This is a genomic window from Magnetovibrio blakemorei (assembly GCF_001746755.1).
GTDB classification, from domain to species: domain Bacteria; phylum Pseudomonadota; class Alphaproteobacteria; order Rhodospirillales; family Magnetovibrionaceae; genus Magnetovibrio; species Magnetovibrio blakemorei.
In genome coordinates, this window is the sequence record NZ_MCGG01000036.1 from 59,144 (window position 1) to 71,541 (window position 12,398).

The following is a 12,398-nucleotide window of genomic DNA, read 5'->3' on the forward strand; positions in this document are numbered from 1 at the left end:
ATCTGCCACGGTCATTTTGCTTAGGTGATGACCGTGGGCGCGGCGCGGCCGGTGCGGTGGTGAATTTGTGCCAGCTCTTCGGCAATTTTGATCAGATCCGCAAGGGTTTTTTGCGTGTCTTGATCGTGGTGGCTGGGATCTGTTTCAAAGCGTTCCACATAGACGCGCAAAGTTGCCCCCTTGGTGCCCGTGCCCGACAGTCTAAAGACGATGCGCGAACCGCCTTCGAACAACACCCGCACACCTTGTTTGGCGCTCACCGATCCATCAACCGGATCGGTGTAGCTGAAATCATCGGCGGCTTCGACCCGGTAGGCTCCAAAGGTTTGTCCTTTAAGCGTGGCCGTTTGGCCGCGGAGATGTTCCACAAGGGCGTTGGCCGCGTCCAAGTCGATTTCTTCATAGTCATGACGGGAATAATAATTGCGTCCAAAGCGACGCCAGTGATCTCGCATGATGTCTTCGACGGACTGTTCGCGCACGGCCAAAATGTTGAGCCACATGAGCACCGCCCACAGGCCGTCCTTTTCGCGGACATGGTTGGAACCGGTGCCAAAACTTTCTTCTCCGCACAACGTGACCTGGTCGCTGTCCATCAGGTTGCCAAAGAATTTCCATCCGGTTGGCGTTTCAAAGCACGCCACGCCCAAGTCGTCGGCCACCCGGTCGCACGCCATGCTGGTCGGCATGGAGCGGGCGATCCCGGCGATCCCAGCGCTGTAGCCGGGGACCAATTTGGCATTGGCGGCCAAAACCGCCAGGCTGTCGCTGGGGGTGACAAAGAAATTGCGCCCCAAAATCATATTGCGATCCCCGTCGCCATCCGACGCTGCGCCAAACTCGGGCGCGTCTGGACCGTTCATGATTTCGACCAATTGGTGGGCATGGGCCAGGTTCGGGTCGGGGTGGCCGCCACCAAAATCGGTCAGGGGGACGCAGTTGATCAGGCTGCCTGAATGCGCTCCCAACCGCTTGACCAGAATGTCCTGGGCATAGGGGCCGTTGACCGCGTGCATGGCATCGAAGCAGATGGTCAGTTTGCCGCTTTTGATCATGGTCGAGATTTTGTTGAAATCGAACAGACTTTCCATCAACTCGGCGTAATCTGCGACGGGATCAATGACCTCCACGTCCATGTCGCCCAAGCGCTTGAGGCCAAGTTGCGCCACGTCAACATCGCCAGAATCAAGACCTGAGTCAAAAATGGTGTAATGGCTGATCGCCAAGCTGCGGGCGTAAATGTCGGCGGTGATTTTTTCCGGGGCCGGACCGCCGTTGGCGGTGTTGAATTTAATTCCGAAATCTCCGTCCGGGCCGCCAGGATTGTGGCTGGCCGACAGGATGATCCCGCCCATCGCCTTGTGTTTGCGGATTACACACGATGTTGCAGGGGTTGAAAGAATGCCGTTTTGCCCCACCATGACGCGGCCAAAGCCGTTGGCGGCGGCCATTTTTAGGATCACCTGGATGACGTGGTTGTTGTAGAACCGTCCGTCGCCGCCCAAAATCAAAGTTTGACCCGCCGTCTGACCGTGTGAAGCGCCCGCCGCATTAAAAATAGACTGAACGAAATTTTCCACGTAGTGCGGCTGCTGAAATACACTCACGGCCTTGCGCAGGCCAGACGTGCCGGGAACCTGGCCAAGGAACGGTTTTGTGTTGACGGTGGTGGTGGTCATTCCGGTGCATCCTTGTGATTTTGCCTCATTCGCAAGTGAATGTAGCACAGTCTGGATGGGGAAATCACGCCTGCCATAACATTTCAATACGGACGTGTTATCCGCTTCAGGGCGCTGGTGTGCGAGGAGGGGATTGCAGGCGGTCGTGATGCACTTTTTTGAGCATGACGAAGTCGTACAGATCGCTCAACATGAAGTGGCGATTTTCGGGGTAGCTCATGTGGCGCACGGTTTTTTCTTCGCCGTTCACGTAATTTTTGGCGGTGATGCGAAAGGGGGCGGGTAGACTGTCGTTAAATTCAGATCTTTGGATCAAAAGGCGGGCGGCTTGTTCGAACAACAGCTCATAGCGGGCGTCGTTTGGTTCTAAATAGACCGACCCCATATCGTCGCCATAGACGGCAAACAGGCGCACATAGTCTTCTAAGGTGGGGTTGGTGCTGGTGGTCATCATGTTACTGATCGCGACGCTCCACAGTTTCCGGATCGGCGGTGATGGGACGGTAAATTTCAACCCGGTCGCCGTCGTCAACCGTTGAATCGATGTCGCTGAGTTTGCCAAAGATACCGACCTTTTGTGTTTCCAAATCGATTTCGGGAAACTTGTTGAGGATACCGGACGCGGCAATGGCATCGCGAATGGTCGCCCCTTCGGGCACTTCGACATTGGTCCACACCTGCTGCGCGGCTTTGGCGTAGGCGACACCGACGATCATGATTTTATTTCCTTTTTTAAAAGCTCATCACACCGTATGACACGCGGGCGCATCGGATTGAAGGGCTCGGCCTTGGCGCCACGTTTCCATTTTTTTGTCCAACACCCGCTTGCCCGCCAGCATAAAGCCCAGCACCATAAAACCGCCGGGGGGCAGCGCGAACAACAGCATGCCGTCATAGGCGGGGATGTTCATTTCGATGGATTTGAAGGCATCGCCCAACAAAATAGACGCCCCGGCAAACAAAGTGCCGGCCCCCAGAACTTCACGCACCGCACCCAAGGCCACCAAGGCCAGGGTAAAACCAACCCCCATGATGAAGCCGTCATAGGTGGAAGGGGCCACGGGCTTCTTTGAAGCAAAAATTTCGGCGCGTCCCAAAATGGCGCAGTTGGTGACGATCAACGGAATGAACAGACCCAGGACTTTATGCAATTCATGAACCCAGGCGTTCATGGCCATGTCGACCAAGGTGACGATAAGCGCAATCACCAACACAAAGGCGGGGATGCGCACGTCGGGCGGAATCAAATTGCGCAACAGCGAAATGGACAGACCCGAGGCGATCAAAACCGCTGTGCTCGCTAAGCCCATGCCCAAACCATTGGTCGCCGTTCCAGTCACCGCCAGCAATGGGCACAGGGCCAGCAATTGGGAAAACACCACGTTGTTGTCCCACAGCCCATCTTTGGTGAGGGCCATGTAGTTCGTGCGGGGTGGGGCCTGGACGTCAGGAACGTCGACGATATCTTCGGCGGTGATATCTTCAGCCATCAATCATTCTCCTGTTCCTGACGAGGTGCTCTGGAGCGTTTTTGCAAAAAGAGTGATCTGGTTGGCGGCGAAAAAATCCAGACCGTCCTTGACGGCTTTGACGACGGCGCGGGGTGTGATGGTGGCGCCGCTGAATTGATCGAAGGTGCCGCCGTCTTTTTTCACCGCCCATTTGCCGCGGGGCAAGTTGGCAAACGACAGGCCGGTGAAGCTGAGAATCCAATCACTTTTTTGCAGCTCGATCTTGTCGCCCAAGCCCGGCGTTTCGGCATGGGACAACACCCGCACCCCCAACACTTGACCCTGCGCGTTGACGCCCATGACCAGTTCAACGGGGCCGGCGTAGCCGCCTTGTCCGGTCACAGAATAGGCGAAGCCGATGATCTCATCGCCTTTGCGGGCGCGGTAGACGGTGACGGGTTTGCCGGTTGCCGATTTAAGAATCAGAACGTCTTTGCTGAGCGCATTGTCGTGCAGCTCTGGCGGCACCACTTGGGACAAAATGGCGTTTAAGTCTTCCGCCAGACGCTGGGCGATGGCCGGGCGGGTTTGGATGTCGCCGATGGTCAAAAGCCCCGCCGCGACGGTGGCGAAGATGGTGAGCGTCAGCGCCAACACCCAAGGGGTCTTATCAAACTTCGCGGGGCTGTCGGCAGAAGAGGCTGTGGCGTCGCGGATGTCGCTCATTTGGAAGCCTCCTCATGCACCAAAGGTGTGCCCCGCCGGGTGCGGCCATACACGCGCGGTTTGGTGTAGCGGTCAATCAGGGGCGTGGCGGCGTTCATCAACAACACTGCAAACGCCATACCTTCGGGATATCCGCCCCAGGTGCGGATGATATAGATCAATGCTCCGCAGCCTGCACCGAAGACGATTTTACCGGTGGCGGATACGGGGCTGGTGACCAGATCTGTGGCGATGAAAAACGCCCCCAAGACGGTCGCGCCCGACAGCAGATGGGTTAAGGCGTCGGGGTAAACCAGCGGATCGATGGCGTTAAACACCGCCGCCAGGGCCGCAATCGTACCCATCATGACCAAGGGAATATGCCAGGTGATGAGGCGTGCCGCCAACAGCAACAAACCGCCCAACAGCAACAGCGGGGCAGAGGTTTCGCCCAAGCTGCCTGGAACCGCGCCAAACACCAGACCGTGCATGTCGAAGGTGGAGGAAAAGGCGTCTGCCCAAACGGTGCCGCGACCAATTTCGGTCTTCACATGGCCCAGCACCGAGGCGCTGCTGAGCGTGTCGATGGTGGGACCAGAGCCGTAGCCAAAGGTTACGGCTAAGCTTTCCAGCGGTCCCGGTGCACCTTGTTGAAACAGTGGCACGGGATGAATGAAATAGGTCATTTGGAAGGGGAACGAAATCAGCAACACCACCCGTGCCACCATGGCCGGGTTGAACAGGTTCTGGCCCAAACCGCCAAAAACTTGCTTGCCGATGATGATGGCGATGAACGCGCCGATGACACCGATCCACCACGGCGCCCACGGCGGCAAGGTCAGCGCCAGCAACCAACCCGTTAGGACAGCCGAACCATCGCTGAGCGCGGGCAGCGCCGGGCGTCCGGCCAATTTCAGCCAGATGGCCTCGGCCAAGAGAGAGGCGGCGATGGTGACGAGGAACAAATACAGGGCCGGCAAACCGAACTGAAACAGGCCGTACAACGTTGCCGGCGTCAACGCCAGCATGACCACCAACATAATGTGGCTGACGCTGGGGCTCTGTTTGAGAAACGGGCCGCCGATGAGGGGGGGAGGTGTGCTCATGCGGAGACCTTTTCTTGTTCTTGATTTCGGGCCGCTTGTTGCGCGGCTTTCTTTTTCGCTTGTTCCGCTTTGCGTTTTTCCATCGCTTCGCGTTTGGCGGCGGCTTGGCGCTCCATGCGTTCGGTGCGCTGATCGGCCAAGCGCTTGGTTTCTTTTTGTTTGTGTTCGGTTCGCTGCACAGCGGTGATGCGGCCCTTGGCGTAGTTGAAATATTGCACCAAAGGAATGTTCGACGGGCACACATAGGCGCACGAGCCACAGCCGACGCAATCCATCAGTCCGCTTTTGGTTGCCAATTCCATTTCTTCTTTGCGGATGGCGGCGGCCATTTCCAAGGGCACCAAACCGCATGGGCAGGCATCCACGCAACTGGCGCAGCGGATGCACGATGTGGTCGTCACCTGAGTTGCCGCTTGCAAACCCGTCAGCGCCAGCACGCCGTTGGTGCCTTTGACCAAGGGCACTTTTAAATCCGCCAACGGCTGGCCCATCATCGGGCCGCCCAACAACAACCGTTCCGGTTCGCTCGAATACGCACCAACGTGCTCGATCAATTTGGCAACCGGGGTGCCGGTGAGCACGCGCAGGTTGGACGGTCTGGTGATGGCTTCGCCACTGACGGTGACAATACGCGAAATCAAGGGGATGCCTTTGGTCACGGCTTCAAACACGGCAAAGGCGGTGGCGATGTTGTGCACCACCGCGCCGATGTCTGCAGTGAGGCCTCGCGCGGGCGTTTCCAGACCCAACAAGGTCTGGGTTAAATGCTTTTCCGACCCCATCGGATAGCGGGCAGGGACTTCGACTATGGTGACGTCGTCGTAGGCATTTGCGGCTTGGCCCATGGCGCGGATGGCGCTGGGCTTGTTGCCTTCGATGGCGATGAGGACGCGTTTGACGTTCAATGCGCGGGCCATGATGCGTACACCCATGGTGATGTCGTCGGCGTATTCGCGCATCAAACGGTCATCGCACGTCAAGTAGGGTTCGCACTCTGCGCCGTTGATGATCAAGGTGTGCAGGTCGTAGCGTTGGCCGAGGTTCAACTTCACCGAAGACGGGAAAGTTGCGCCGCCCATGCCGACAACGCCGCATTCGGACACCCGCTTGGCGATGTCTTTGGGATCAGCCATAAACGCATCCATGGGTTCGGACAGCTCGGTCCATTCTTCCAAGCCATCGGTGCGGATGGTGATGGTGCGCCCCGGCAATCCGGACGGATGAGGGGCGGCGTAACGGCCCAAACCCACCACGGTTCCGGAACTGGGGGCATGAACAGGGGCGGAGATGTTGCCTTGCGCGGTCGCGATCACTTGGCCTTTTTTGACTTGATCGCCCTTGGACACAATGGCCACCGCTGGCGCACCGATGTGCTGTTGCAGGGGAACATGCAACAGTTCAGGCAAGGGCAAATCTTCGATGGGCTGGTCTTCACTTAGACGCTTGCGCCCTTCGGGGTGGACGCCGCCACGGATGCGAAACAGTTTCATGTCGTCCAGGCTCCTTATGATGCCAATTGCAAGGCATCGGGTTTGGGCCAGTACCAATTTTCCAACGTCAACGGAACATCGCGCATTTGAATGCTTTCGGTGGGGCAGATGTCGACACATTTGCCACACCCGGTACACGCGTCTTTGATGACCACGTGAATTTGTCTGTTGGCGCCAATCAAGGCGTCGGTGGGGCAGCGCTTGAAACATTTGGTGCAGCCGATGCACAACTGTTCATTCACAAACGCGACTTGGGGAACTTGGTCTTCCATATCGCTGAGATCGGCGCTGACGCCCAACTTGGCGGCTAAGGACTGGGCCAAGGCACGTCCGCCGGGGGGGCATAAGGTGACGGCGGCTTTGGCATTGGCAACGGCTTCGGCGGCTGGGCCGCAGCCCGGATAGCCGCACTGTCCACATTGCGAGCCCGGCAACATGGCTTCGATTTCTTGAACCAAAGCCCCGGCTTCGACTTTTAAATATTTGGCGGCATAGCCCAGCATAATGCCGAGACCGAGGCCCAACAGAGCTAAACTGGAAATGGCGCTGATCATATCTGTTTCACCTCATCCCAATCCGGCAAAGCCCATGAAGGCCAGCGACAAAAGGCCTGCGGTGATGAAGGCGATGGGGGCTCCGACAAACGGTCCCGGCACATCGGCCAAAGCCAAGCGCTCGCGCAACCCGGCGAACAACACCATCACCAACGTGAAGCCAAGGGCGGAGCCAAATCCGTACAACAGGCTTTCGAGGAATGAATGCTGTTCTTGAATGTTCAACAAGGCGACGCCCAACACGGCGCAGTTGGTGGTGATCAACGGCAAAAAGATGCCGAGCACCTGATATAGCCCCGGCGATGTCTTTTTGATCAGCATTTCCGTCAATTGCACGACGGCGGCGATGACCAAGATGAAGCTGAGAATGCGCAAAAAACCAAGGTCTAGGGGGATCAACACAAAGGTTTCCAGCCCCCAACCGGCCACCGAAGCCAAGGTCAGCACAAACGTCGTGGCCAGTCCCATGCCCAGCGCGGTGTCAACCTTGTTGGACACGCCCATAAAAGGGCAAAGCCCTAAAAATTTCACCAACACCACGTTGTTGACGAGGGCGGTTCCGATCAGAAGCAGCAATAAGTCTTGCATGCGGGTAGGTCCACTGGGGTTATTGAATGGTCTTTAGGTCGGTGAAATGCATCAACCGTACCAACTCTATGGGTATTGGGATTGCCTCGTTAACAGGCCGCAAAACTGGGCGGTTTTTTCGCACATGCCTCTTTTTTAGACTGATTAAATTCTGTCGCATTCTGTACAGACCCAGGGGTATTCAAGGGCACGTTGTCGCAAAACCTACACAGTCCAATAGCTTAGAAGCGCGCAAACCTTCACTTCCGGCGTTTGGCACGCGCTTTGCGACATACCCGACAAATGACAAAGCAAATGGACGATATCAAACACAAAGAACAACCGTTCAAGGACGGTTTGGAGAGTCGTGGCAACGCGCAAGGCAGCGCCCAAATGGCTCCCCAAATCGTTCCGGGCGTCTTTCGCAAGGCGGTTGAGCATGTGCCCGTGGCAACCTCTATCACCGACGAGCATGCGAACATTCTCTATGTTAATCCCGCTTTTGAAGCTTTGACGGGTTACAGCCAAAACGAATTGATCGGCAAAAACGAATCTCTGCTTTCGGATAAATCGACGCCCGTTACGGTGTACCAAGAGCTATGGAAAAGCATCACCTCAGGCCAGGTCTGGGAAGGGCGTTTGGTCAATCGTCGCAAAGACGGCAGCTCCTACTTGGCCGATTTGACGGTGGTTCCGGTTTTAGACGATGACGGTTCCGTCATGCATTACATGGGCATGCACCGAGACGTCACCGGTCTGCACCAACTCGAACGCAAAGTGAAAAATCAAGACGCTTTGATCACGTCGGTGATTGAGGCCGCCCCCGTGGTGATTGTGCTGGTCAACACGGCCGGAAAGATCGTTTTTTGCAATCCGGCCTACGTCGACTTGAAGCGCGATTTTGGCGGGATGGAAGTTGCTGGTCAGTTTGTCACCGCCCTCAAAGACAGTTTTGGTCAAGACTTGAAATCCATGTGCGAAAAGGGTTTTGACTTTGCCGCTGTCGAAGTGAGCATTCAGACCGAGGCCGGAGATCGGCGCTGGTTCGCCTGTTCCGCCACCAAAGTCGAAGAACAAGACATGACTGCCGCCGGATATTTTGACAGCAACGGATTGTGTGGGGTGCTGTTGGTCGCCAATGACATCACCCATCAACGCCGCCGCTATGAGCAAGCGCGCACCAACGCCGTGCGGGCTTTGATGGCCGAACAGCAAATGGCCCAAGGCATGCGCGAAGTTATTTCCGGTGCCATATTCCAGTTGCAAGGTCCGCTTAACGTGATGGGGGCTGCGGCGTCCATGTTGGAACGCCAAGGCCAAGCGGCGCACGGCTTGTCTGAACCCATCCATCAGGTGATCAGTGCCGGGGAAGCGGCGCTGGAACGGCTTAAAGCCTCAATGCCGCGCACGGCAGATGAACCCATTGTGCCCGTCAACGTCAACGAATTGATCCGCGAAGTGATGGATGTTTCCATCGATGGTTTGCTGCGCGAAGGGGTGGTTGTCGAGTGGCATCCCGCATCCGTTCTGCCCAACGTCCCGGGTCGCGCCAATGCGCTCAGGTCGCTTGTAAAATATTTGGTCGATAATGCGATTATGGCCATCAAAGACGGTGGTGACGTGCGGGAAATGATCATCAGCACCCGCGCCACGGATGGCGGCGACGTAATGATGGAAATTCGCGACAGCGGTCAGGGTTTTGATGATGACATCCTTTATAAGGCCTTTGAGCCGTTCTTTACGGCGTGGAAAAAAACCCGCTCACGCCCTGGCATGGGCTTGGTGTTGGCGCGCCAAATCATCACCGATCAAGGTGGTTCCATTCAAATTGGCAATGCCTTGACGGGTGGCGGTCGGGTTGAAATCGTCTTCGCCGCAGGCAGCTTGGGCCATGGGCAAAAAAGGACCTCCTGATGAACGAGAGAGCGCAAAACGCCCCGAATGATGAAGATGACCATGTCTGTTCATGTGGTCTCGTCAAGGTCGATATTGATACGCTGTATAAGGTCAGCCAGATCCTCAGCCATTCCCTGAACTTGCGCGATACCTTGGAACAGGTTCTGACATTGCTGCATGATGTCGGCGGTTTTCAAAACGGTATGATCAGCTTGTTGGATGAAGACACCGGCAATTTGAATTTGCGGGTTTCCAGCAAAAAGGGCGTGGTATCTGATGGCACCATCAGCTATCGCCCCGGCGAAGGCGTGGTTGGCGAAATCATGGAAACATGTGTCGCCGTCGTGGTCCCCAACATTGCCCAAGAACCGAAATTCTTAGGCCGCGCCGGAGCGCATGATCCATCCCTGCCGTTTATTGGTGTGCCGATATTTTCGGGTGACGAGCCCTTGGGCGTTTTGGCGGCCCAGCCCAGCTTAGGGCTGGAAGATTTAAACGGTCGCGCGCGCTTTATGGAAATGATCGCCAACCTGATTGCGCAGACCGTGCGCCTTTGGGTGCAGTTGGAAAATGAAAAGCGCGAGCTGAAAGAAGAGCGCGACACCTTGCGCCGGGTGATCAAACACGAACACGGTTTTGACAATATCGTGGGCCGGTCGCAATCCATGTGCCGGGTGTTTGAACAAGTGCGCTTGGTTTCGGCATGGAACACAACGGTTTTGCTACGCGGTGAATCCGGTACGGGCAAGGAACTGGTGGCCAACGCCATTCATTACAACAGCCCGCGCGTCCATGGCCCGATGGTCAAGCTCAACTGCGCGGCGCTGCCGGACAATCTTTTGGAATCGGAACTGTTTGGGCACGAAAAAGGAGCTTTTACCGGTGCCAACACCCAGCGCAAAGGGCGCTTTGAAATGGCCCATGGCGGCACCCTGTTCTTGGATGAAATCGGCGAGATTTCTGCCGCCTTTCAGGCCAAGCTGTTGCGTGTTTTGCAAGAAGGCGAGTTTGAACGTGTCGGCGGAAACAAAACCTTGAAGGTTGATGTGCGCGTCATCGCCGCCACCAATCGCGACCTGGAAGAAGAAGTGGAAAGCGGTGCGTTTCGCGAAGACTTGTACTATCGCTTGAACGTGATGCCTATCAATATGCCACCGTTGCGCGACCGCGTTGAAGACATTCCGGATCTGGCTCGCTTCTTGGTCAACAAAATTGCCAAACATCAGGGACGGCCCTTAGACATTACCGACAGCGCGGTGCGGATCTTGGTCAGGCACAATTGGCCGGGCAACGTGCGCGAGCTGGAAAACATGCTCGAACGCGCGTCGATCATGGGCGAAAAGGGAATCATTGATCGCGATGTGATCGCGCTTTCAGGATTGTCGAATAAGATGTTGGCACCGCCTGTGGTCGCCAGTGGATCACCTGGAGCGATGGCCCCCGCCCCTTCGGCGGTGGATTTAAACGACCCGAATTTGGATGAGCGTGAACGCGTGATTGCCGCTTTGGAAGAGGCCGGATGGGTTCAGGCCAAAGCCGCACGATTGCTGAACATGACGCCCCGGCAAATCGCTTATCGCATTCAGACGCTCAACATCAAAGTGCGACAAATCTGATCATGAATTATCTTGAAGCCACATCGAGAACAAAGCAGAAAATGCCCGATAAAGATGACAACTGCGGTGCGTTCCGCGACATCTTTGAAAATGCCAATATCGGTATTTTTCAAAGCACGCTGGAAGGGCGCTACCTGTTGATCAATCCGGCCTTGGCCCATATGTACGGGTATGACGGCGCCGATGATATGCTGGGTACGCTCACAGATATTTCTCATCAATTGTATGTCGAAGACGGCAAGCGAGACATCTTTATCAATGCCTTGATGGATACAGGTTCGATCGAAAATTTTGAAAGCCAGGTGTACCGACGCGATGGCAGCATCATCTGGATTTCCGAAACGGCGCGGGTCGTGTCGGCAACGGGTGCGCGTGAAGCTTACTTCGAAGGTTTTGTGAAAAATATTACGGTCCGAAAAAACCTTGAACGGGACGTTGTTGACTTCACAAACGAATTGGAAAGCCGGGTGCAAAAACGCACCAGCGAATTGTTGCTTGAAATCGAGCGTCGACGTTTGGCGGAATTGTCCCTTAAAAAGGCTTTGAAAAAAGCGGAGAAAGCGACCGAGGCCAAAAGCTTGTTTTTGGCTTCCATGTCCCATGAACTTCGCACGCCTCTTAACGCCATTATTGGGTTTGCGGATGCCATGCGGACAAAAATTCATGGCCCCATCACGCCGCCTCAATATGTTGAGTATGTCGATATCATCAAAGGCTCGGGAGATCATTTGCTGGGCCTGATCAATGATATCTTGGATTTATCGAAAATCAATTCCGGTTCCGTTGATTTGGATATGGGCGATGTCGATGTCCGCGCCGTCATGATGGAGTGTTTGGTGCTCATTGGTCACCGCGCCCAAGAAGGTCAGGTGCACCTGGTCTCAAAGATCAATGAAGAGATCGAGGCCACAATGCGCGGCGACGCTCGACGCATCAAACAGGTCTTTCTCAATTTGTTGTCCAATGCCATTAAGTTCACCCCAGAACAGGGGTCCGTCACGGTGTCCATCGAAGACTGTGCGCCGGGGGTGCTGGCGGTGTCGGTTAAAGACACAGGCGTCGGCATCGACGCCGAGGACATTCCCCGTGTGCTCAGTGAATATGGTCAAGCCGAACACGGCCTGGATCACGTCGTAGAAGGCACCGGCCTGGGGCTGCCCATATCCAAAAAGTTGGTGGAATTGCATGGCGGTTCCCTCAATTTGGACAGCCATGTGGGCCGTGGCACAACGGTCACGGTGACGTTTCCTGTGTAAATCCCCTCACGCCTAAAAAATTGTCGCACATGCGACATTAACGAGTCTGCATTGTCAGAACCAACACCGCATTCGTCT

Annotated in this window: 12 protein-coding genes; 3 read left to right on the forward strand and 9 right to left on the reverse strand. The window is 55.9% G+C overall.

The window, feature by feature from the left end:
* Positions 1-20: 20 nt before the first annotated feature.
* The 9 genes from BEN30_RS11170 to rsxA all read right to left on the reverse strand — a co-directional run bounded on the left by BEN30_RS11170 (position 21) and on the right by rsxA (position 7,573).
* Entirely contained in the window at positions 21-1,679 is a 1,659-nt protein-coding gene (locus tag BEN30_RS11170; RefSeq protein ID WP_069958427.1) for an alpha-D-glucose phosphate-specific phosphoglucomutase, read from the reverse strand.
* Between the two features lie 106 nt (positions 1,680-1,785).
* Entirely contained in the window at positions 1,786-2,133 is a 348-nt protein-coding gene (locus BEN30_RS11175) for a hypothetical protein (RefSeq protein WP_069958428.1), read from the reverse strand.
* 1 nt (position 2,134) lies between these two features.
* Positions 2,135-2,395 (reverse strand): RnfH family protein, encoded by a 261-nt coding sequence (locus BEN30_RS11180; RefSeq protein WP_069958429.1) that lies wholly within the window; start codon positions 2,393-2,395, stop codon positions 2,135-2,137.
* Between the two features lie 27 nt (positions 2,396-2,422).
* Complete coding sequence (locus tag BEN30_RS11185; protein WP_084005418.1) at positions 2,423-3,169, reverse strand: electron transport complex subunit E; 747 nt, start codon at positions 3,167-3,169, stop codon at positions 2,423-2,425.
* A gap of 3 nt (positions 3,170-3,172) precedes the next feature.
* A complete protein-coding gene (gene rsxG, locus BEN30_RS11190) occupies positions 3,173-3,856 on the reverse strand; it encodes an electron transport complex subunit RsxG (protein WP_084005420.1) in 684 nt (227 codons plus the stop codon).
* On the reverse strand, positions 3,853-4,941 hold the full coding sequence (locus BEN30_RS11195; RefSeq protein ID WP_069958430.1) for an RnfABCDGE type electron transport complex subunit D: 1,089 nt from the start codon (positions 4,939-4,941) through the stop codon (positions 3,853-3,855). The genes rsxG and BEN30_RS11195 overlap by 4 nt, the downstream gene beginning before the upstream one ends.
* Positions 4,938-6,431: an electron transport complex subunit RsxC gene (rsxC, locus tag BEN30_RS11200; protein ID WP_069958431.1), complete on the reverse strand. Its 1,494-nt coding sequence runs from the start codon at positions 6,429-6,431 to the stop codon at positions 4,938-4,940. Before rsxC ends, BEN30_RS11195 begins: the two co-directional genes overlap by 4 nt.
* Before the next feature lie 14 nt (positions 6,432-6,445).
* Entirely contained in the window at positions 6,446-6,985 is a 540-nt protein-coding gene (gene rsxB / locus BEN30_RS11205) for an electron transport complex subunit RsxB (RefSeq protein ID WP_069958432.1), read from the reverse strand.
* 12 nt (positions 6,986-6,997) lie between these two features.
* A complete protein-coding gene (gene rsxA / locus BEN30_RS11210; RefSeq protein WP_069958433.1) occupies positions 6,998-7,573 on the reverse strand; it encodes an electron transport complex subunit RsxA in 576 nt (191 codons plus the stop codon).
* A 294-nt stretch (positions 7,574-7,867) separates the two neighbouring features.
* Here rsxA and nifL point away from each other — a divergent pair, with 294 nt between their 5' ends.
* From nifL to BEN30_RS11225, 3 genes are read left to right on the forward strand one after another with little or no spacing between them, the layout of a single operon-like run.
* Positions 7,868-9,466 carry a nitrogen fixation negative regulator NifL gene (gene nifL / locus BEN30_RS11215; RefSeq protein ID WP_170827033.1) on the forward strand — a complete coding sequence of 533 codons (1,599 nt, stop codon included), beginning with the start codon at positions 7,868-7,870 and terminating at the stop codon, positions 9,464-9,466.
* Positions 9,466-11,064: a nif-specific transcriptional activator NifA gene (nifA, locus tag BEN30_RS11220; protein ID WP_069958435.1), complete on the forward strand. Its 1,599-nt coding sequence runs from the start codon at positions 9,466-9,468 to the stop codon at positions 11,062-11,064. Before nifL ends, nifA begins: the two co-directional genes overlap by 1 nt.
* A 41-nt stretch (positions 11,065-11,105) precedes the next feature.
* Positions 11,106-12,320, forward strand: a complete 1,215-nt coding sequence (locus BEN30_RS11225; protein WP_069958436.1) for a PAS domain-containing sensor histidine kinase — start codon at positions 11,106-11,108, stop codon at positions 12,318-12,320.
* Positions 12,321-12,398: the final 78 nt, after the last annotated feature.